The following is a 20,756-nucleotide window of genomic DNA, read 5'->3' as shown; positions in this document are numbered from 1 at the left end:
GTGTGGGAGTCCGCACTGGCTTTTTTGTCTGTATTACTTGCAATGACTGGTCATCAAATAGCTGAATAATCGATTTTTTTCTTCAGGGGCGAGGTCTTTTATCCGCTGAATATTATGATCAGGGATTAATTCGGGGTGAGGGTAGTGAGTCAGAACCTTTTCGATGCTTTCTTCCCGGATGAGATGAAAAATCGGATAGGGGGATTTGTTGGTGAGGTTGTCATCATCTTCAGGATGATTACCGGCAAAGCAATAATCGGGATGAAAAGTCGCAACTTGATAAATGCCTTCCCATTGATATTGCATGATGAGGGCGTCGATCCAGTCAATGAACTGATTGTAATCCTCAAATGATGCAAGAAAATGAGGCACAACAACCAGTGTTGTTTCCAGTTGTTCAGGTGGCGTGGTGTTTAATTCGAGCAATTGCTGATAGATATCTTCCAGTAATGCCTCATCTTGCCGCGCTTGACTGATATGGATTTTGATCTGTTTCTTTTTATACGGTTTGGCTGCAAAAGGACATAAATTCAGGCCGATGACAACTTGCGTCAGCCATTGTTCGACCATTTGATGAATCAGTGTATGATCTGATTGAGAGTTCATAGTATCAAATTACTGCATGGACAAATTTGCAGGCAGAATACCATGAAATTTAGATTGAGTTCGTATGTTGTTGCGTCTGGAAAGTTTCAAACGCTTTCAGTCGCCAGCATAAGATAAACAGCAGCAGATAAATGACTGTACCTCCGGCAACGACCATATGCCAGCCGCCATGCTGCCAACATGCAATCAAGAAGAATCCGCCAAGACTCCCGCCCAAGTAATAATGCACCAAATAAAGCGCGGTCGCTGTTGCTTTTGCTTGTTTGGCATGTTGACTCACCCAAGCGTAAGCCAATGTATGACTGAAGAAGGCGCCTGAGCTGATACAGATTAAACCAATAACGAGCATTGGCAGTGATTCAATCATTGCGAGCCACATGCCGGATAAGCTCAGGCATGTACCAGCAACCATGCCGGTAACGGTACTGTGATGTCTGAGCCAGCGAGCGGTAAGACGTGAACTCAGAGTCCCTCCCAGATAACAGACGAAGATTAGTGATGCCAGTCCGACAGGAATCGAATAGGGTGCAGCAACTAAACGAAATCCCATTACAGAGTACAAGTTCACAAACAGAGCAAAATTTGCCCCACCAAACAACATCGCCAGCCATAATTTAGGTTGGCGAAGATGCATTAATACGGAACGTTGATGTTGTAAAAACTGTCCTTTACGGGGGGTGAAATGTTGCTGAGGCGGGAGCTTGAAATACACATATAATGCGCCAGCGATGCTCAAGACACTGACCACCGCGACAGCGGTTTGCCAACTGAACAGATCGGTGAGGTTGCCTCCGGCAATCCGTCCGCAGATCCCTCCTAAAGAATTCGCTGCAATATAACTTCCGATCGCTGCTTGAAAAGCCTGAGGTGAAAATTCCTCAACCATATAAGCGACAGCCACGGAGGCAAAAGCTGCAATCGCGACCCCGGTCAGTGCCCGTGCTGTGACCAGAGTCCACCATGTCGGATGAATCAGCAGGGCAAGGCCAAGTAAAGGGAGTATCAGTAAGCCAATCATCATGATTTTTCGGCGTCCGAATGCTTCGGAACAGATTGCCCAAGGTACTAATGTGACAGCCAACGCTAAGGTCGATGCTGCAAAAAGCCAGTTTACTTTTGTTTCAGACAACTGATAGAGCTCGGCCATATGGGGGAGAATCGGCTGAAAAAGATATAAATTACAAAAGACAATGAAGGCACCGAAAGCTAATCCGAAAGAAACCTGACGGTATTGGGGGGTATGGCATTCGATCATTCATTTGTCCTGTCGTTTATCTTGTGACCAACGTAACATTAGCATTTCGATTAATAAAATATATTAAAAATATTGTTGCTATATAATTTATATATGATGGAAATTCGTCAACTGAAATACTTCACCGCAATTGTCCAATCCGGAAGTTTTACCGCAGCGGCTCGATCGCTGCATATTGCCCAGTCAGCTTTAAGCATTTCGATTAAGAAGTTTGAGCAGCAGTTGGGAATGCGTTTGCTCAAAAGAGATGAGCGTAAAGTGAGTATGACTGATGAAGGAAAGATACTGTATGAGTACGCGCAGCGTATTTTACAGCAGGTTGATGATGCGCATTTGGCGATGGATGAGTTGAAAGGTCTGGTGAAAGGGGAAGTTCGTCTGGGAACACCGAGTATGACTGGATCTTATTTTTTCCCTGAAATTGTCATGGCTTTTAAGAGTCACTATCCGAATCTGAAAATGACAGTGGTTGAGGCCGGTGGTCAATCCATCCGGAATATGTTGTTGACCGGAGAGTTGGATATCGGTGTAATTTTAAATCGAGACATCCCGGAGGGGCTGAATGTCGATCCCTTACTGACATCTCAGATGGTCGCAGTTGTCAGTCAGCATCATGAATTGGCCGATAATTCCCATATCTGTCTGGATACGTTTTTACAACATGAATTGGTTACTTTTCAACCGGGATATTATCATCGAGAATTTATTGAGCAAGCCTGTTTGGCTCATGATTTCCATGCTCAGATCTCATTTGAAACCAATCTGTTACCGATGATTTTAAGGATTGTAAAACGTGAATATGCAATCAGTGCATTATTGGAATTGGTGACAGATCAGGAACCGAGTGTTCGCGCGATTCCTTTTGATCCCCCAGTGCCAGTGCATTTGGCATTAGCGTGGCGTAATGATGGCTATCTATCTTATGCAAATCAGGCTTTTATTCAGTTTGTGAAAGACCATGTGTCTTAAGATACAGTGAGTATAAAAGTGTAAAATGTTAGTCAGAACAATGTGCATGCGTTGAAATCGTGCTAGGTTTAAGACAGCTCGTTTCAGACTGAACTCGCAATCAGGGAGGTTGAAATGGATGCTGATATGTACTTGCCGTGCCAACCTTACTGGTTATGTCGATATTTGATGTTGACATTCTATGTTGTTGTGGCGTGTGTGGTTGTTTGGATGATTATCCTCGTTATTCGTGAATATATCCGTATTAAAAATCGAACCAAATATGTTCAGGAACGTCGTAGATTGCATTACAAAGAAAGGCATCGATTGAAATCTGAACGTGTCATCCAACGTTCAAAACGACCAAAGCGACCAAGAAGGCGAAGGTAATTCGTTGCTTGTGCCTGAATAATATGTAGAGTCCGCTATGCTGAAAGGAGCATAATGATGGATATTCAGGTTTTTTATTACGCACCATGTAAACCTGATTGGTTATGCCGCCCGGCTCTGATCGTGATTGGGATTATGCTTGCGGTTGGACTGATTTTATTCATTCGGCTGATCATCCGAGAATACTTGCGGATTCACCGCACACAATATGTTTTAAAACGCAGACGCCTCCATTACAAACAACGACATAAGTTGAAGCCTTATCATCCCATGCGTTGGCCGAGAACACCTCGTGATTAGCGATGGCGATTCATCTCTTGCTCTAATTGATGCTGAAATACCAGCGATTGTTTTGTTGTTCCGAAATCTTGAATGAATGTAGCAAGACGCGTTCTGGCAACGGCAAGTTGCCGGGCTTTGATTGCCATTTGAATAAGATAAAACTGAGACTGGAATCGTTTGGGATCATGATTCAGTGCCTGCAAAAAATATTGATGTGCTTGCAAAGAATGACCGGATTTTAGTGAGCAGAGCGCGGCATTCTCATAGCTGGCGGCAATCTGAGGGTAGTTTGCTCTTGAGTAAACTTGAGCGAAATAGTGTTGGGCCTGTTTGATCTCCCCCTGTTTACACAAAAATGTCCCATAGTTGTTGTATACGTCCGGATCGTTCGGATGCTCGTTTAGTGCCAGCACATACTGTTGTTTGGCTTTATCGGTTTCACCTACCGTTTCATAGTAATAAGCTTGCGCGAGTTGTAATCGAATATAATGAGGCGCGATTTTGGCAGCCTGTATCAGGTTGAACAGCGCTTTTTGAGGTTCATGACGTTGAAGGTAAGCAATACTCAGCGTAATTCTGGCATCTGCAATTCGGTTATGCTCAGCAGGTGAGGGGAGCGTATGGCTGCAACCTGAAATGACAAGCCAGCACCCTAGTATGAATTGACGTGTCATATGGCCTCCGTTCGATCTCTTTCTCATTGATTTGACGGATGATATAGCGATTCAACAGTAATGAAATATGGCAGCGAATATCTTGCGACGCAGATAAAAAAAGAGCGACCTCAACTGGCCGCCCTTGAATAAAAAGACATTGTTTTAATCATCTTTGGTGAACTTATCTTCACTGAAATGTTCCAGATCATAAGGTGTTTGCTGGTAAACACAGTAGTTAAGCCAGTTTGAAAACAGCAAATGTCCGTGACTTCGCCAACTGGCGATGGGTTGATTGTCAGGATTATCATTCTGGTAATAGTTGACCGGAATGGTCGGTTCCAAGCCCTCGCCTAGATCCCGGACGTACTCGCCGTGTAGAGTGAAGGCATCATATTCAGGATGGCCAGTCACAAACACATGACGTTTATCCGGGCTGGTTGCCAGATACATGCCCGCATCTTCTGAAGTTGCAAGAATATCGAGACTGGTGTTTTCTCGAATGTAATCGACAGGAAAATCTGCATATCTGGAATGCGGGGCAAGAAAAGAGTCATCAAATCCACGGAGCAGAGGATGGAAATCTTTCTGTAGGGAATGGGTATAAACTCCGGAGAGTTTTTCCTTACGGGTCAGTTTTGGCAACCCATAGAGAATATTAAGTCCTGCCTGAACGGCCCAACAGACATATAGCGTTGAAGTGACATGATCTCTTGCCCACTGGATGATGGATTCGAGATGCTGCCAGTAGACAACATCTTCAAAAGCGACCAATCCCAGCGGTGCACCCGTTACAATTAATCCGTCGAAGTAACGGTCTTTCACCATCTCAAACTGCCGATAAAACATATCTAAATGTTCTTCGGGCGTATTGCGACTCGGACGATTATCGATCCGTAACAGTTCAACATCTACCTGCAAGGGGCTATTGGAGAGCAGGCGTAAAAATTGAGTTTCGGTCTCAATTTTTTTCGGCATTAAGTTCAGTATCAGCACTTTGAGGGGTCTGATTCCTTGAGTAGAAGCTCGAGATTCATGCATGACGAAAATGTTCTCATGCATAAGAACATCAGTTGCAGGAAGTTGATCAGGAATCTTTATCGGCACAGTATCACTCTCACAATAAATCTATCTGGACGTCTATACATCTAAACTTAACCGAATCGTTCACATATGTCGAGAAAAAATCAAGTTCGTATGTGAGCTGATATGTGATGGTTATTAGGGGCTGTTGACCTTTCGTGGTTGAATTTTGTTCAGATGAACCCTCTGGGCAGTATTTGTCGCTCATTTATCCAGCGTTAGGTCATGGTTCATGTAGATCGCTACACTTCACATGACCTGCCTTGACTAAATGCACGACAAATTGCTGCAAAAAACATCACGAAAGTTCAACAGCCCCTAGGTTTGTACAATGGCTGCCAATTCATGCTGAACGATGAAAAGTAAAATCGTAACAACAAAGACAACGACAATCACCACAGATAAGCACTTACGCTGAATGGTTCGCTTATCTGTGGTAACAAGAGAAGAGATGACAGACAGTGGTCAGATTTACTTATGAAAACTCGGGCAGAAGAAATCTGCTCGCCATATGAGCTTATTTTTACCTTTCATCGATAACAAGACGTCTTTGCCTTTCATTTGAGGAAATGCAAGCAAAGGCGGTAAATCGTCGACATCATTAGCGACGGCCTTATAAGCACGGATACAAGTAAAAGTTGAATCTAAATTGTCTACCAGCATCTTATGGGATAAACAAATACCTAGCTCATCACGTCTCATTGTATGTTCCTTATGTTTTTGCCCTTCCAATTTTTCCCCCGGCGTACCACATACTTTTCGGATGATTTTATAATACATGCAATAGTTTCAGCACTTCGTATAAAAAGTATACAATCTATATGGTAACACCAAGGACATAAATCATCATTTTCTTGTGATCTTTACCTAAATTCATAATGAAATTTTTAAAGTTTTTTTCGTGATAACAGATTCTTTTATCTAGAGCGTGTTTCAGTGAATTAGCCTACGAGACTGACGCAGACTTAGCTGATGAATTTATTGTTATTTTTACAAAATCCTGACAATATGAGCGACGGAACATCTATGTGATCGGTGTTGCTCTGATAAAGAGAAACTTTTTGTTTGAGGTGAAACAATCAGATACTGGTCATATTCTTTCGTTTATTCGTCGATAAAATAACGATAGTCGGGTAGATAAGATCTACAATAACAATGCTAAAATTGCTGTTTTTACAGCCCGGACCAATCCAGAATAGAAGTAGAGCAGTATGAGTAATCCAACTAGTACGATCTTGACAGAAAGCGGTACCAATGAGCTTGAGATTATCGAGTTTCACATAGAAAAACGGCTACCGAGTGGTGGCACCAAAACTTGTTACTATGGTATTAACGTTGCAAAAGTCCGAGAGGTCATTCAAGTCCCGGAAACTACAGATTATCCGAATGCTCAGCCACATATGATTGGGGTGTTTTCTTCTCGGGATATATTGACCCCGCTGGTTGATCTCGCTGGTTGGCTGGGGATCCCGAAGTCACCGGATGTTGAGAGCAAATTTGTTATCGTGACAGATTTTAACCGGATGACGAATGGATTTTTAATCGATAGTGTCAGTCGGATTCACCGAATTTCTTGGAATGACGTTGAATCGCCAAGTCAGTTTCTCGAAGCCGGGGAGCAGGATTGCGTTGTTGCTGTCGTGCGCAAAGAAGGGCATCTGATTATGATTTTGGATTTTGAAAAAATCATTGCAGATATTAACCCAGAACTGAGCATGGAGAAATATGATGTCAGAGTGGATAAGAGTATCGACCTGAATCAGAAAATGGTGAGCAAGAGAAATGCAAAAACCGTAATGGTTGTTGATGATTCTGCGTTTATCCGTAGTCTGATCCAAGACACACTGAGCTCTGCCGGTTATAACGTCATTGCTTGTAAAGATGGCGGCGAAGCTTTTGAAAAACTCATGAATATTGAACAAGCCGCTGCGAAAGAAGGTGTGCCGGTTCGAGAGCTGATTGATGCGGTCGTGACCGATGTTGAAATGCCTCGTATGGATGGGATGCATTTGGTAAAACGGCTGAGAGAGAATAACTCATATCGTGATATTCCCATTGTAATGTTCTCTTCGTTGATGAGTGATGACAACCGTCATAAAGCATTGACATTGGGAGCTAACGATACGATTACCAAACCGGAGATCGGTAGATTGGTGGGGATGATGGATCAGTATATTTTCGAGACCGAGTAGCCAGGCTAAAAACAGTTATGATGCTGTCTGGTTTTGATTCAGGATTTCGATTGATTGGGTATTCTGTTTTATCAGACGATTGGTTGATGTAATGTTTTTGGGTGGTACGTTTCTGGTTTATATTCAGGTGCATCACTGGGGGATTGAATTACGATGCTGAACATTTTTATTATTGTTGCATTGTTAGTCTTGTTCTTTCTTTTTGCTCAGCGGTACATCATTAAAAAAGATGACACAAAAGAGTTTAGTTATCGACGGTTTGGACCGCTGCTCAACCCCGCTGAAAGTATTTTTTATCGTGCGTTAATTGAAGCGGTCGGAGACCAAGGTGTTGTGTTTGCCAAAGTGAATATGGCTCAGGTATTGGTCCCCACTGGACTGAAAAAGAAAAAAGATATTTTTATTGCCAGTCACAAGATCTCAAAATATAGCTTTCAGTTTGTTGTCTGTGACCCCAGAACATTTGAAGTCCGTGCGGCCATTGAACTCGATAATGGCAAATCCTTGAGTAAGGCAAAGATCGAGCGCGAAAAATTACTATTGAGTGTCTGCCGCTCGGCGAATATCCCTCTGATTGGCACGACCATCAAATATAGTTATCAGGTGAGCCGCTTGCGGCGACTTTTGGCAGCGCATATCGATTTGATTGAAGCGGATAGAGAAGTTCGATTCTGTAAAAAATGTGGTAGCCCGATGATCATTCGGGTAGCAACGCAAGGTGACCATAAAGGGAGACGATTCTTTACATGTAGCCGCCAGCCTCATTGTAATTATACAGAGAATTACAACGTCGTGTATGAAGATAATGAGGAGGCGAATTAAGTTTACAATCAGGAATTAAGCCGATTTATACTCAATATCATCATCAAGTGACGTTTGCGAGTCCCCCTGACAAATCCGCACTTGATTCTTCCCATTTTTTTTCGCTTTATAAAGTTCAATGTCTGCCAGTTTCAAAATGTCAGAGAGGTTATCGCCATTGCGGTAACGGCAGATCCCGATACTTAACGTTAACTGTAAACGTTTGTCACCGAAGTTGAACAAATGATTACTGACGGTATAGCGAAGTTGTTCACCGATTTTTTTGGCTTCATCCAAGTCTATATCAAGCAAGGTGACACAAAACTCTTCTCCGCCAATTCGAAACAGGTTTTCATCACCGACAATCCGGCTGATGAGCAGGCTGGTTTCGATTAAAACTTTATCACCGATATCATGGCCAAAACGATCATTGATCTGTTTAAAGTAATCAATATCGAGGATCAATAAGCTGAAATGCTGTTGCTCTTTTTTTGTACTCGTAAAACGATGGAACGATGTTGACAGCGATAATCGGTTATGTGCCCCGGTCAAGGAGTCTCTGGAAGCCAGATACATCAGTGAGTTTTCAATATCGGAACGATTGGATTCATAAAGATGCGACACAATCCAAATCCCGATATAGCAGAGGACCAGATTAAACATGCTTTCTATCATGCTGTAACTGCCGTCTTGGCTCAGCTTCATCACAATAATTGAGGACTGAATTACCAAGAACGAACCACTGGAATACATGCCGTGTTTGATACCGAGTAATAGATACAGCACAATCGGGGCAAGGCAGCTCCAGACGAATAATCCTTGAGTAATCGGTTGAAAATAGGTCCCGACCAGCAACATGAGCATCAGATAATAAGCGTAATAAAGAATGTACTGCTTGGGATATCGCTTTTGTTTGAGCTGGTTATAAATGAAGTAAGAATAAACGGACAGAATCACTTCCATGAAGGCCAGAAATAAGTCATCTCGATGAATGACGTGGAAGAGAGCGTAGAACAATGCTATCAATGTTAAAAATAGACTGATACCGGAAAGCACAGAAGTTCTGAGCAAATATGATTTATTAGGTAATCGGTCATCCATTTTAAGAGCGTTCTGCATATGTTCTAGCCAATTGAGGTATGTTACGCAATCATTGTAATACTTCAACTAGTTTTTTGGGTTAATGTCACAAAATAGGACTCGTATTACAATTTGTATTCATAGGGAAAAACGAGAGGATTTCGACGCAAAACACTTGAAATCGAGCAAAAAAAATCCATGTTGATGAACTTAAAGGCAATCGGTTCATTTTCAGGGAAATTTTTCTTGCACAACGTTAAGACTGTCGTTAATATCCTCTCCGTTCTTAATTGATGCGTCCGTAGCTCAGCTGGTTAGAGTATCGCCTTGACATGGCGGGGGTCGGTGGTTCGAGTCCACTCGGACGCACCATACAAGAATATATCTATATTTTTATGCGTCCGTAGCTCAGTTGGTTAGAGTATCGCCTTGACATGGCGGGGGTCGGTGGTTCGAGTCCACTCGGACGCACCATATACAAGAATATGTCTACACTTTTATGCGTCTGTAGCTCAGCTGGTTAGAGTATCGCCTTGACATGGCGGGGGTCGGTGGTTCGAGTCCACTCAGACGCACCATATCTTACTATCTCCTCTATATTTCTTTTCTGTACAACTCTTCGTTACTCTGCTTTGTCGACATAAACAGACATCTATGATTGTTTGAGTTGAGATCGTGGTGATTGATTATACGATATAACAACCATTCTATGCTTTATTCTGGTCAAAATAGTAAATCATTCAATAAGTTCAATCTTTATCTATCCAGATTGGTCGCATGTTTTGATGGGTGCAAGTTACAATAACGAGCTTTATTGTACCTGCTTCCTCTATTCTTCAGTCTGCTGAACCATTCACAGCACTATCAAACGGGTTATGTTACGAAACCGCAGTGTTACTTCCCGCATTTTTCAGCTTGCATCGTATTGATTGCATGGATAAATGTCTGCTGAATATTGGGTATGCGGAGTGTTTTTGCTTCATCTAACAGCGCCAGTGCTTTGGCGATATCGTGATCACTCACCGCATGTTTGATTGCTGACTGATAATAATGCGTAGATTCTGTTTGTGGTGGTGCCGTATGTTGCCATGAATTGCTCTTAACATCTGGCTTCGGAGATATCGGTCGATTTACCATCGTGCGGTTACCTGATGTGGGCAGAGATTGCTGGAGAGCATGTTGACGAATCGACTCTGTTGTCACACTCATCGTCAGGGAGCCCTGATAGCCAGTGGTGACGGAGATATCTGCGACAATCGGCAGTGGCGCGCCATCTTCAATCGCGCGTCGTTTTGCGGGATGAGGAATGGTGATGGTTTTACCGACTTGATTCGGCTGGGTAAAAATAATCAGATAGGGCGTTTGTTCGGCATTGATTTGGTAGCTCTGTTCGAGTCGATCGGTTTCCAATACATCGCTGAACCGAAGTTGATGCGCATCGATCTGATACGTTTTTTGCGGATGGTAGTTGGCATCAAGAAACACCAGCGTTGGCATGAATATCTGATCATGGAACACCAAACTCTTGAGCGTCAGTTTGACCGTGCCGGAACGTGGTGAAAATTGAAATGCACCAAAATATGAGCGCCCGCTGCTGAAATGCCGCACCGGAGACGATGAATCAATTTTGAGTTTGATGTCGTCGTTGGCATTTAGTGGCGTCCAGTAAACATCTTGATAACGGTTACAACACACGGCGTCTTCAGCAGGCGGGGAAACGATATTCTGAACCTGTTTTGTTGTTGAGCACCCAGAGACCATCAATAGTGCCAAGGAGAAATGGATCAGTTGCTGCATTTTCTGCATAGTGACTACCTGCTTCCTGTTATGTTCGACAATCGTTATGTTCGGTCATGGCCGATTCAGGCAACCATGCGGTTGCCTGTTTTCACCATGGTTTATCTGGTATCAGAACCAAATTTCAGCCTCGATGCCGACACGCGTTTCCGTGTTGTCATCACCGGTGGTCCAAGCATAGCCATTATCGCTTGATTTCATATAAGTGATATAGGGTTTGATCTGTGGGCGTCCCCAGTAATCAGCATTGACAGTCAGAACCGGCGCTAAAGTGGCGGTATAAAATGATGTATCGGCATCTTCACGTCCCCATGTTCCGGCTGCACCTAGACTTTCCAGTGCGTAGGTCAGGGTCGCTTCCATGCGGAAGTTGTCATTCACTCGATAAGAGGGAGTGACACCGACGATCAGGCGTGACACCCCGTCTTTAGAGCCCCAGACATCGTGAGTGGTGTTGTTATCCAGTTGCCAATAAGTGACTTCGGTACCCAATTGAATATCCTGAGCAATATTGGCGACCCCATAAGATGTCAGAAACAGAGAACGGTCATCTTTTTTCCAGTTGCCGCTCCACTGACCGAAGTTGACCCCCCGGTTGGCAGAAACGCCTTTCCCGTAAGTAATCGCCGTTGTCGACCAACCATCGAAGCCGTAATAGTCGCGATGATAGGTAATCGCCGCCCCGACACCATTTTTGGCGGTACTCGACTCATCAACATGTTTACGCGAAGTGATTTTCAGATCAAAATCGAATTTCCCCCCTAATCCTTCAACGCCGTAATAGTAAAAATCAGCCGAAGTGAGGGTGGTACTCCGTCCGTCACTATCTAAAGAACACTGTTTGGAATTGACGTTTGCCCCCGAGAGTGTACAACTGCCTTCACCGGGATCCGCTGACATGACCGCAAATCCGGCGTCATGATACTGAACCCCGGCCCCGACACCCGAAGATTGCTTCCAGAACTCCTTGGTAATGATGCCTGACTGACGGTTCAGATAACGTTGACCGGCCCACAGGCTGAGTCCATCGGCAAAGTAGGATAAATCGCCCAGCTCAATGTAAGCTTCTTTGAATTCCACCTGACCACTTTCCAAGTGTCCTTCATTGCCTGAAGATGAGGTATAAAATCCGCGGCCATTCCCCCCTTCATTGTTACCGTACTCCGCTTTTAGCACATATTTCGCCCAGGAGCCGGAATCAAAATTCTGACCTTTGGTAACGGTAAATTCGACCTGTGTCGGGTTACCGGAAAATGCCGCACCAGCCGCGTGATAGTCTCTGCGGTGACCATAGCTGTCGTTTAAAGAGAGTGATTCGCCGACATTGTATAGCAGGTGACCATAACCATTGACTGTCCAGCCTTCATGAACTTTGTCTTCGGCTGAGGATTGCATTGAAAGCACTGCTCCGGAAATGGCTAAAGCAATTAAGCTTACCTTCTTCATGTGATTTGCTCCTGTTTATTGTGATTATTCCTATGTGCTCCGCTGACCCCCATTGATGGTGCCGAACCGGGGTGTCAGCGGAGAGGAAAAATGTGATTGCGTCGTTCGAACAAATCCCGACTCATCACGAATTTGTTCTGACTAGAGAACAAGATAAGGAACGCGACAGGGGCTGACTTCCTCTTCTGGCGTGAAATCTATGGAGGAAGCGTTGGGATGAGAGAGGCGGAGAAAAAAAGGAATCGCGATACAATGTTAGCTGAATCACAAATCTGGGGTGGAGGAAGGGGAGCCGCAGTGACAAACTTCCGGTAATTGGGTGATCTGCATCGCATTTTATCGTGCAGCAATACAGAATGGCCTCGAACATCAATGTGCAAAAATGTGAAATATCCCCGATTTTGTGACTGGCCGGTCAACAAAAAATCGGCTGTGCAGCGAACACCACACAGCCGTCGGAGAGGTCATTTAGTATCCCATTAAGCTCAGCAAGCGTTCTGCCGTTTCTATGGCTTCTTTGCGGTTGGTCAGATTCAGTTTCTGATAGAGATTTCTGATGTGGGTTTTGATCGTGGTTCCCGCGACTTCCAGCTCCTGAGAGATCTGCTCATTGCTGAAACCAGAATAGATCAGGCCAAGTACTTGCCATTCACGTTGCGTCAATGGACTGGTACGAACCAGCTCAGGAACCTTGGGATGGTGCAGCAGCTTATCGATAAATTCCTCATCGAAATGCAATGAACGACTCCGCTGTTTCTGGGCGATCTCACGGAGCAAATATTTAGCGCGATGCTTTTCTAAATCCTCAAGCGTTTCACCTTGCAGCAGTTGCTGTAAGATCGGATATAAGTGTTGTCCTTCGATGAGAAAATCCGCCACCATACCCGTCTGATTGGTCATCTTTAAGGCTTGTCGTAACACGGTTTCAGCCACTTGTGGTTGTTGCTGATGCACCGCGAGTACCGCTTCGACAATCAGGTTACGGTTGGTATCGGTAAAGAGTTCGGATTGTTGCGCTTCATGCTGCAAAAACGCCAGACTCTGCTGCGCTTTCTCCAGTTGGCCAGTATAGATCTGAGCCCGTGCGATATTACGCCACTGGAGTTGTAAAAAATGATTTTTCGCTTCAGAAGGGCGGGAAGCCTGCGCGAGCCATGTTTCGATTGCATCGGCATCATCCCGGACTTGCCAGTAGAGCAGTAAAGCGAACGAGGCATTCGCAGTCCAGTCAATATGGTAGCTGGATTGGCTCAACAGCGTTTCTATCTGCGCGACAAACTTTGCCGCGCGATCAATTTCTCCACGGGCTATCGCAATCCGGGCAAGAATCGAGTAACTATGCAGATGTTTACTGATGTCTAAGTTACCCAGGACTCGGATCCCTTTTTGGGCAAAGACTTCCGCTTCATCCAGTGAATTCCAGCACCAGAGAATTTGCGCATGGAGCCGTAGCAGAAATTCATGTAACGGCACCTGATGTAACTGTTGGGCTTCAATCAGTTTGAAAGCTGATTCATGTAGCTCGAAGGCGGCCTGAACATACCCCTGAGCGAGCAAAATCTCGCTCTGCTGGATTAAAGCCCATAATGCCTGATGATAAACCTGATGCTGACGGGCTAACTTCTCGGTTTGTTGCATCAGAGAAAGCGCCCGGTTGAGCTCCCCATGCACGTGATTGACTTCTCCGACAATCGAGGTGGCAATGATCCGGCTGCGAAAATCGGTCGTTGCCAACTGACTCAGGGCGAGTTCAGCCAGTTCCGATGCAAGTTCCGGATCATTATTGTTGATAGCAACCTGAGCTCTGAGGGTGTTGATTTGTCCTTGCTCCGGCTGAGAAATCGAGATGTTTCTCAGACGCATCTCATGCTCGGCCTGCGTTAACATATCCTCGACCCGGGGATAGCTGTGCTGACTCTGGGCTAACCAAGCCTGAAGTAACGGCAATTTCACACCAGCGTAGAGATGCTCGGCATCAAGTTCATCCATTGCTGTTTCCAGAATATTTAACTCACCATGATTGAACATGCGCCAGCCGTGAGCGAGTAAAATCTGGGTGGTCAAATCACTATTGTTGGTTTGCTGAGCGTGTTTCAGCGCCTGATGTGGAATATCCAATTTAAGCCACGCCTGAGCGGCCCGGCTATGTAATCGTTGTTCCTCATCAGGAATGATTTTATGCCGTTGATGGGTCAGAAACTCTGCAAACAGGTGGTGGAAGCGATACCAGTTTTGTTCACTTTCCAGCCGATGAATGAACAGGCCATAACGGTTGAGAGACTCAATCATGTTCAATGCATCGCTGCGCTGGGTCAGCTCAGCAACCAATACATCGTTGAAGGTCTCCAGAACCGCACATTGCAACAGAAACAACCGTGTGTCGCTATCAATATAAGCAAACACTTCTTCAATTAAGTATTCCCACAGATGATCATGATTGAACCGAGCGACCGACTGTCGTGATTGCGCCAACGAGCGGTTTTGATGCTTGGCCTGTAACGCGATCAACTGTAGGGCGGAAGGCCAGCCTTCGACATAATGCCGCAGCTCGCTGACCGTTTCCGAATCAAATTCATCGTGAACGACCTGACTGAAAAAGCGGGTTGTTTCTTCGTCATCAAATGCCAGCATATCGTGATCAATTTCGATGAGCAGATCGCGGACACGCAGGTTCGCAATACCCAACGGCGGATTGGCACGGCTGGTGACGACCACCGTCATGTTGTCCGGCATATGTTTAATAAAAAAACGCACCGCTTCGTGGATTTTTTCATCATCAATCAGGTGGTAGTCGTCAAGAACCAGATAACAAGGTTGCGTGACATCCTGAATTTCATGAAAGAGTTCAGCAAACAGAGAAGAGACAGAAGAGTATTGGCTGCGTTCGGCAAGGGTCTGACTATTCGGGCAGCCATTGCTGGTGGCAATATTAATCGCCTGAATGAAGTAATTGATGAAACGAAATGAATCATTGTCACCGTCATCGATGCTATACCAGCCGACAGCAGGGCTATCGGCGAGCCACTGTGCCGCCATGGTTGTCTTACCATAACCGGCAGGTGAGCGAAACAACACCACTTTACACCGATGCGCATGGCGCAGGGTATCGAGCACCCGTTGTCGAGAGATCGCATGGTGTAGACGACTCGGACGTGTCAGTTTTGATGGAATCCACATAAATTCTGCACTATATCTTCAAGTTGCATTAATGCTCGGTAGTTTAGCGTGGTGCGTACGGTCTGGAACTTGATCGACTTCTTAATACACAAATTTCTAACAATTTTATGAATTGGGTGCTGCCTTTTTGAGCCATCGGTCCATCATCAGGCTCTACGCCCATTGACTCCTACCATAATTCCCTCCCTGCGGGAGGATGTTTCATGACGCAGGACTATGCAGGATATACCCATACCTTTAGCCCTTAAATTAAGCAAGATGCTGTAAAGAGTGAGATAGTCATGAACAATGAACCAACCAATCATTTTGAGCCGGAGGCATTCAAACAGAGTGTCTTACATCATTTGAAGACCACCTATTCGCAAGAGATTGAGCACGCAAGCACTCGGTCATGGTACTTGGCGATGGTGAGAGCGTTGTCTGAAATAACCGTTGCCGATCTGGTCGATACGGAACATGATCCCCGGGTTCGCAACGCAAAACATGTGAATTATCTGTCACTCGAATTTCTGATGGGACGTCTGACGGGCAATGCGCTGATTAACATGAATGTGTATGCGCAGGTCGAGCATGTCATGCAAACGCTGGGACAGTCATTGTCTGATCTACTGGAGCATGAGCGCGATCCGTCACTCGGCAACGGTGGGTTGGGGCGTTTAGCCGCCTGCTTCATGGACTCCTGCGCTGCTCAGGAATACCCCACAGTCGGATACGGGTTACATTATGAATACGGGTTGTTCAAACAGTCTTTTGTCGCCGGACGACAACAGGAAGCACCGGATGAATGGCGCGGAGAAGAGGGCTACCCGTGGGAGCGGATGCGCCCTGAACTGACGCGGCGAGTCGGGTTCTTCGGCCATGTGGAAACCTATCAACATCAAGGCAAAACCAAACACCGTTGGCTGCCGGACCAAATTGTAAAAGCCATCGCATGGGATATTCCGATTGTCGGATATAAGAGTCACACGGTTTACCCGCTGCGTTTATGGGAATGCCGGGCAGAACAAGGGTTCTCGCTCGATAAGTTTAATGAAGGTGCTTATATTGAAGCGCAGCAGCGCATGATTGAAGCGGCAAACCTGACCAAAGTGCTTTATCCGAATGACAATCATGAACAAGGTAAAGTCTTGCGCCTGATGCAACAATACTTTCATAGTGCGGCATCCATCGGTGACATTGTCGCTCGTCACGAACAAGCCGGACGTGATTGGGAGAGCTTACCCGATTATGAAACCATCCAATTGAATGACACCCATCCTGCAATCGCGATTCCCGAACTGATGCGGCTTCTGATCGATGAGAAAGATCTGGCGTGGCAAACTGCGTGGTCGATTTGTGCGCGGGTTTTTGCTTACACCAACCATACCTTGATGCCAGAAGCCTTAGAAACTTGGCGCAAATCTCTGATGACCAAGTTACTGCCCCGACATATGGCGCTCATCACGGAAATTGATCAGCATTTCCTGAAACAGGTCGAGCAACAGTGGCCGGGTGATACCGACAAGCAAGCGAAGCTTGCGATCGTCTCCACGGAGAAAGAGCCAATGGTGAGAATGGCCAATCTGTGTGTCATCGGCTCTTATGCAGTCAACGGTGTTGCCGCAATGCACACGGAGCTGGTGCAAAAAGAATTATTCCCTGAATTTAATACGTTATTTCCCAACCGGATTCGTAATGTCACCAACGGGATTACCCCGCGTCGCTGGTTAACCTATTGCAACCCCGATCTGGCGACGCTGATCCGCCATAAAATCGGATACCGGTGGGAAGACAATCTCGACCATCTGGCAGCGTTGGCTGATTATGCCGAAGAATCGGATTTTCAGGCTGCATTTATGGCGACGAAAAAAGCCAATAAAGAACGTTTGGCACAATGGGTGCTGACCAATCTCGGGTTAGAGATTAATCCCAATGCGTTGTTTGATGTACAAATCAAACGCCTGCATGAGTACAAACGTCAGCATTTAAATCTGCTACATATTTTGTCTTTATATCACCGTCTGTTACATGAACCGACGTTTGATATGGTGCCCCGCGTGGTCTTTTTTGCTGCCAAAGCCGCTCCCGGTTATCACCTTGCCAAAGAGATTATCTATGCTATCAATCAGGTGGCTGAGACCATCAATCAAGATGAGCGAGTCAACGATAAACTGAAAGTTGTGTTCATTCCCGATTACCGGGTCAGCATTGCAGAATTGATCATTCCCGCTGCGGATCTGTCTGAGCAGATTTCAACCGCAGGGAAAGAAGCATCCGGGACCGGCAACATGAAACTAGCCCTCAACGGTGCGCTGACGATCGGGACGATGGATGGTGCGAATGTGGAAATTCGCGAAGAAGTCGGTGACGAAAATATCTTTATCTTTGGCTTAAACGTGCATCAGGTGAATCAATGCCTGAAAGACGGTTATGACCCGAACACTTACTACAGGACTGACCCGCTCCTGAAAGCAAGCCTTGACTGGCTTAACACTGACGATTTCACACCGGGAAGTCCACACGGATTAAAAGCGGTTTACGACACCTTATTACGTGACGGTGACCCTTATCTGTGTCTGGCTGATTTCCGCGCTTATGTTGACGCACAAGAAGCGGTGGACCGCCAGTACCGTGATGTGCAGGGTTGGGCCCGCAAAGCGATTTTAAATACGGCCTTGGTGGGTAAATTCAGTTCGGATCGGTCGATTCGCGATTATGTGGAGACGATCTGGCGGCTGCAACCCGTCAAACGTTAATTCAGCAATCGAATGACATGGTGTATCGGAGCCGGGCATTCCGCCTCGGCTCATTCATCTTATGAATTTTTATCAATGCAATGTCATTGGAGTGAAACATGATAACAAAACCAACATTGGCGCATGTGGCTGATCTCGCCGGGATTGCCAAGTGCTATACGGATGCATGGGGCAATGAAACGGAAGTTCCCGAGCAGACGTTGCGTCAGATTCTTGCCATTATGGGCTATGATATGTCAGAAGATGCCCGACTCATGGCATCCGCAATCCACAAACATCAATCTCGGTTGTCAGAGCCGGTCATCGTTGTTCGTGGCGACGGGCAGCCCGTCGATATCACACTTAACATCGGCCGCGATGCTTCATATGAGCATTTCTCCTGGCAAATCCGGACAGAAGACCATCAGCATCTTGATGGGGAAGTGGCTACACACCTCCTTGCGGATCACCGCGACAGCGACGGCACTGTGACGCTGCGGATCACCGGGTTAACACAGGGCTACCATCAATTGTGGGTGAGAGACAAACGTAATGGTCATTTTGAGGAAAGTCTGCTGATCATTGCGCCGATTGCGTGTTATAAACAGCCCGCATTATTGTCTGGCCAGAAAATGTGGGGGCTGAGTATTCAGCTTTATACGCTCCGTAGTAAAGATAACTGGGGAATCGGCGATTTTGGTGACCTGAAACAGTTGATCACCGAAGTGGCCGATCAAGGCGCTCAGTTTATCGGGCTCAACCCACTGCATACGCTTTTTCCGGCTTGTCCTGAATTTGCCAGTCCTTATAGTCCCTCTTCAAGATTCTGGTTAAATACACTCTATATCGATGTTAGTTCGGTGCCTGAATTTGTCCTCAGCCATGCCGCGCAGTCGTTGGTCGGCAGTGCCGATTTTCAGCACCGGCTGGAGCAGACAAGAGCCAAACCGTGGGTTGATTACACCGAAGTGAGCACCCTTAAAATGATGGTGTTGCCGTTGTTGTATCAGGAGTTTCGTCACCGTCATCTGACGCATCATTCTGAGCGGGCACAAGCGTTTATGCAGTTTGTGGCGCAGGGCGGTGATAGCTTGACTGCGCTGGCAGTGTTTCATGTGCTGTCTGAGACCTTCGGCCAGCGCGGGGACGAGACGAATGAGGTGCCCCAACCCCGGGGATGGGCACAGTTTCCACCGGAATATCAAGATTATCAGAGCGAAACAGTACAAGCCTTTATTGAGACGCATCAGGATGAGATTCAGTTTCATATGTACTTACAGTGGATTGCTGAAAGCCAGTTGAAAGAAACACAATTAATGGCGCGGGAACGGGGCATGGCGATTGGCTTATACCGTGATTTAGCCGTTGGTGTCAGTAAAAATGGTTGTGATACCTGGGTTGATGGCAATCATACGCTGGTTAAGGCGGTGAGTGTCGGTGCGCCACCGGATATCCTCGGGCCGCTCGGACAAGACTGGGGATTGCCGCCATTTCATCCGGTCACGCTGCGGGAGCACGGGTATCGTCCTTTTATTGATTTACTCAGAGCCAATATGAAGCATTGCGGGGCTTTGCGCATTGATCATGTGCTGGGATTATTAAGGCTGTGGTGGATACCCGAGGGGAAAACCGCCAAAGAGGGGGCTTATGTTTACTATCCGGTTGAGCATTTTCTGGCGATTCTGGCTTTGGAATCCCACCGACATCAGTGTGCGGTCATTGGTGAAGATTTAGGCACGGTTCCGACGCAGATGGCGGAGATTCTCGCAACCGCAGGCATCCATTCATATAAAGTATTTTTCTTCGAAAAATCTCAGCAAGGCGTGTATACGCCACCGTCAGACTATCCTTATCAGTCGATGACGGCTTTATGTACACATGATATGCCGACACTGAGAGGGTTTTGGCATGGTTCTGATCTGTCATTGGGGCAGCAACTGGGGCTTTATCCCGATGAGACACAACTCGAACAATTGCATCAGGATCGTGCTCAAATTCGTCATGGTGTGTTGCAAGCGCTGGGGATGTTAAATGCGCAAGGGCAAGATAGCACCGGTCAGGTGCCAACGACGACGGCTGAAGCACATCTGGTCATGAACCCATTATTGGGTGAATTAATCCAGCTGCATGTGGCCTCGGGGCGTTCGGCGCTGGTCAGTATCCAGCTTGAAGATCTGCTGGCGATGGATGAGCCGGTTAATGTGCCGGGGACTGTTGATCAATATCCTAACTGGCGGAGAAAACTTACGGCTGATTTAACCACGATGTTTTCGTCACCGGCCATGCGGCAAATGCTGGTGAAGCTCACTCAGATTCGCGCTGCCTGAAGTGA

Annotated in this window: 15 protein-coding genes and 3 tRNA genes; 9 read left to right on the top strand and 9 right to left on the bottom strand. The window is 46.0% G+C overall.

The window, feature by feature from the left end; genetic code table 11:
* Positions 1 to 33: 33 nt before the first annotated feature.
* Together BSQ33_RS02155 and BSQ33_RS02150 are read right to left on the bottom strand one after the other, a co-directional pair.
* On the bottom strand, positions 34 to 606 hold the full coding sequence (locus tag BSQ33_RS02155) for a DUF1415 domain-containing protein (protein WP_088133161.1): 573 nt from the start codon (positions 604 to 606) through the stop codon (positions 34 to 36).
* Positions 607 to 655: 49 nt separating this feature from the next.
* On the bottom strand, positions 656 to 1,861 hold the full coding sequence (locus BSQ33_RS02150; RefSeq protein WP_088133160.1) for an MFS transporter: 1,206 nt from the start codon (positions 1,859 to 1,861) through the stop codon (positions 656 to 658).
* Between the two features lie 96 nt (positions 1,862 to 1,957).
* On the opposite strand from BSQ33_RS02150, the gene BSQ33_RS02145 reads away from it, so the two are divergent.
* Positions 1,958 to 2,830: a LysR family transcriptional regulator gene (locus tag BSQ33_RS02145; RefSeq protein ID WP_021021899.1), complete on the top strand. Its 873-nt coding sequence runs from the start codon at positions 1,958 to 1,960 to the stop codon at positions 2,828 to 2,830.
* A gap of 423 nt (positions 2,831 to 3,253) precedes the next feature.
* Positions 3,254 to 3,499, top strand: coding sequence for a hypothetical protein (locus BSQ33_RS02140; RefSeq protein ID WP_232471945.1), 246 nt, complete (start codon positions 3,254 to 3,256; stop codon positions 3,497 to 3,499).
* Here BSQ33_RS02140 and pilW read toward each other — a convergent pair.
* The 3 genes from pilW to BSQ33_RS02125 form a co-directional block, all read right to left on the bottom strand.
* Entirely contained in the window at positions 3,496 to 4,155 is a 660-nt protein-coding gene (gene pilW / locus BSQ33_RS02135) for a type IV pilus biogenesis/stability protein PilW (protein WP_157721345.1), read from the bottom strand. The two genes, BSQ33_RS02140 and pilW, sit on opposite strands and share 4 nt — an antisense overlap.
* Positions 4,156 to 4,299: 144 nt before the next feature.
* Positions 4,300 to 5,241, bottom strand: coding sequence for a homoserine O-acetyltransferase MetA (gene metA, locus BSQ33_RS02130; RefSeq protein WP_021021902.1), 942 nt, complete (start codon positions 5,239 to 5,241; stop codon positions 4,300 to 4,302).
* 447 nt (positions 5,242 to 5,688) lie between these two features.
* Positions 5,689 to 5,919: a hypothetical protein gene (locus tag BSQ33_RS02125; RefSeq protein WP_027694429.1), complete on the bottom strand. Its 231-nt coding sequence runs from the start codon at positions 5,917 to 5,919 to the stop codon at positions 5,689 to 5,691.
* 509 nt (positions 5,920 to 6,428) lie between these two features.
* On the opposite strand from BSQ33_RS02125, the gene BSQ33_RS02120 reads away from it, so the two are divergent.
* Positions 6,429 to 7,409, top strand: a complete 981-nt coding sequence (locus BSQ33_RS02120; protein ID WP_021021904.1) for a chemotaxis protein — start codon at positions 6,429 to 6,431, stop codon at positions 7,407 to 7,409.
* Between the two features lie 153 nt (positions 7,410 to 7,562).
* Positions 7,563 to 8,231 carry a DUF2726 domain-containing protein gene (locus BSQ33_RS02115; RefSeq protein WP_021021905.1) on the top strand — a complete coding sequence of 223 codons (669 nt, stop codon included), beginning with the start codon at positions 7,563 to 7,565 and terminating at the stop codon, positions 8,229 to 8,231.
* 15 nt (positions 8,232 to 8,246) lie between these two features.
* Here BSQ33_RS02115 and BSQ33_RS02110 read toward each other — a convergent pair whose 3' ends face one another.
* A complete protein-coding gene (locus tag BSQ33_RS02110; protein WP_027694430.1) occupies positions 8,247 to 9,311 on the bottom strand; it encodes a GGDEF domain-containing protein in 1,065 nt (354 codons plus the stop codon).
* A 274-nt stretch (positions 9,312 to 9,585) separates the two neighbouring features.
* Between BSQ33_RS02110 and BSQ33_RS02105 the strand changes: the two genes are divergently transcribed.
* The 3 genes from BSQ33_RS02105 (at position 9,586) to BSQ33_RS02095 (ending at position 9,868) form a co-directional block, all read left to right on the top strand.
* Positions 9,586 to 9,662: transfer RNA gene (locus BSQ33_RS02105), tRNA-Val, on the top strand.
* 25 nt (positions 9,663 to 9,687) lie between these two features.
* Positions 9,688 to 9,764: transfer RNA gene (locus BSQ33_RS02100), tRNA-Val, on the top strand.
* Between the two features lie 27 nt (positions 9,765 to 9,791).
* Positions 9,792 to 9,868: transfer RNA gene (locus tag BSQ33_RS02095), tRNA-Val, on the top strand.
* Positions 9,869 to 10,184: 316 nt separating this feature from the next.
* Here BSQ33_RS02095 and BSQ33_RS02090 read toward each other — a convergent pair.
* The 3 genes from BSQ33_RS02090 to malT form a co-directional block, all read right to left on the bottom strand.
* Positions 10,185 to 11,096 (bottom strand): MalM family protein, encoded by a 912-nt coding sequence (locus BSQ33_RS02090; protein WP_088133158.1) that lies wholly within the window; start codon positions 11,094 to 11,096, stop codon positions 10,185 to 10,187.
* Positions 11,097 to 11,198: 102 nt separating this feature from the next.
* Complete coding sequence (locus BSQ33_RS02085; protein WP_021021911.1) at positions 11,199 to 12,533, bottom strand: carbohydrate porin; 1,335 nt, start codon at positions 12,531 to 12,533, stop codon at positions 11,199 to 11,201.
* 468 nt (positions 12,534 to 13,001) lie between these two features.
* Positions 13,002 to 15,710, bottom strand: a complete 2,709-nt coding sequence (gene malT, locus BSQ33_RS02080; protein ID WP_021021912.1) for an HTH-type transcriptional regulator MalT — start codon at positions 15,708 to 15,710, stop codon at positions 13,002 to 13,004.
* Between the two features lie 281 nt (positions 15,711 to 15,991).
* Between malT and BSQ33_RS02075 the strand changes: the two genes are divergently transcribed.
* Together BSQ33_RS02075 and malQ are read left to right on the top strand one after the other, a co-directional pair.
* Positions 15,992 to 18,445 carry a glycogen/starch/alpha-glucan phosphorylase gene (locus BSQ33_RS02075; RefSeq protein ID WP_088133157.1) on the top strand — a complete coding sequence of 818 codons (2,454 nt, stop codon included), beginning with the start codon at positions 15,992 to 15,994 and terminating at the stop codon, positions 18,443 to 18,445.
* Between the two features lie 98 nt (positions 18,446 to 18,543).
* Positions 18,544 to 20,751, top strand: a complete 2,208-nt coding sequence (malQ, locus tag BSQ33_RS02070; RefSeq protein ID WP_088133156.1) for a 4-alpha-glucanotransferase — start codon at positions 18,544 to 18,546, stop codon at positions 20,749 to 20,751.
* Positions 20,752 to 20,756 lie beyond the last annotated feature (5 nt).

The sequence above is a fragment of the Vibrio gazogenes genome (assembly GCF_002196515.1).
GTDB lineage: Bacteria > Pseudomonadota > Gammaproteobacteria > Enterobacterales > Vibrionaceae > Vibrio > Vibrio gazogenes_A.
This window is presented reverse-complemented; position numbering and strand designations above follow the sequence as displayed.

Bases quoted from the DNA above. Each gene is read 5' to 3' on its own strand.
- malT (WP_021021912.1), bottom strand. From the start codon at position 15,710: ATGTGGATTCCATCAAAACTGACACGTCCGAGTCGTCTACACCATGCG.
- BSQ33_RS02150 (WP_088133160.1), bottom strand. From the start codon at position 1,861: ATGATCGAATGCCATACCCCCCAATACCGTCAGGTTTCTTTCGGATTA.
- malQ (WP_088133156.1), top strand. From the start codon at position 18,544: ATGATAACAAAACCAACATTGGCGCATGTGGCTGATCTCGCCGGGATT.
- BSQ33_RS02090 (WP_088133158.1), bottom strand. From the start codon at position 11,096: ATGCAGAAAATGCAGCAACTGATCCATTTCTCCTTGGCACTATTGATG.
- BSQ33_RS02120 (WP_021021904.1), top strand. From the start codon at position 6,429: ATGAGTAATCCAACTAGTACGATCTTGACAGAAAGCGGTACCAATGAG.
- pilW (WP_157721345.1), bottom strand. From the start codon at position 4,155: ATGACACGTCAATTCATACTAGGGTGCTGGCTTGTCATTTCAGGTTGC.
- BSQ33_RS02140 (WP_232471945.1), top strand. From the start codon at position 3,254: ATGATGGATATTCAGGTTTTTTATTACGCACCATGTAAACCTGATTGG.
- BSQ33_RS02115 (WP_021021905.1), top strand. From the start codon at position 7,563: ATGCTGAACATTTTTATTATTGTTGCATTGTTAGTCTTGTTCTTTCTT.
- BSQ33_RS02110 (WP_027694430.1), bottom strand. From the start codon at position 9,311: ATGGATGACCGATTACCTAATAAATCATATTTGCTCAGAACTTCTGTG.
- BSQ33_RS02125 (WP_027694429.1), bottom strand. From the start codon at position 5,919: ATGAGACGTGATGAGCTAGGTATTTGTTTATCCCATAAGATGCTGGTA.
- BSQ33_RS02085 (WP_021021911.1), bottom strand. From the start codon at position 12,533: ATGAAGAAGGTAAGCTTAATTGCTTTAGCCATTTCCGGAGCAGTGCTT.
- BSQ33_RS02145 (WP_021021899.1), top strand. From the start codon at position 1,958: ATGGAAATTCGTCAACTGAAATACTTCACCGCAATTGTCCAATCCGGA.
- BSQ33_RS02155 (WP_088133161.1), bottom strand. From the start codon at position 606: ATGAACTCTCAATCAGATCATACACTGATTCATCAAATGGTCGAACAA.
- BSQ33_RS02075 (WP_088133157.1), top strand. From the start codon at position 15,992: ATGAACAATGAACCAACCAATCATTTTGAGCCGGAGGCATTCAAACAG.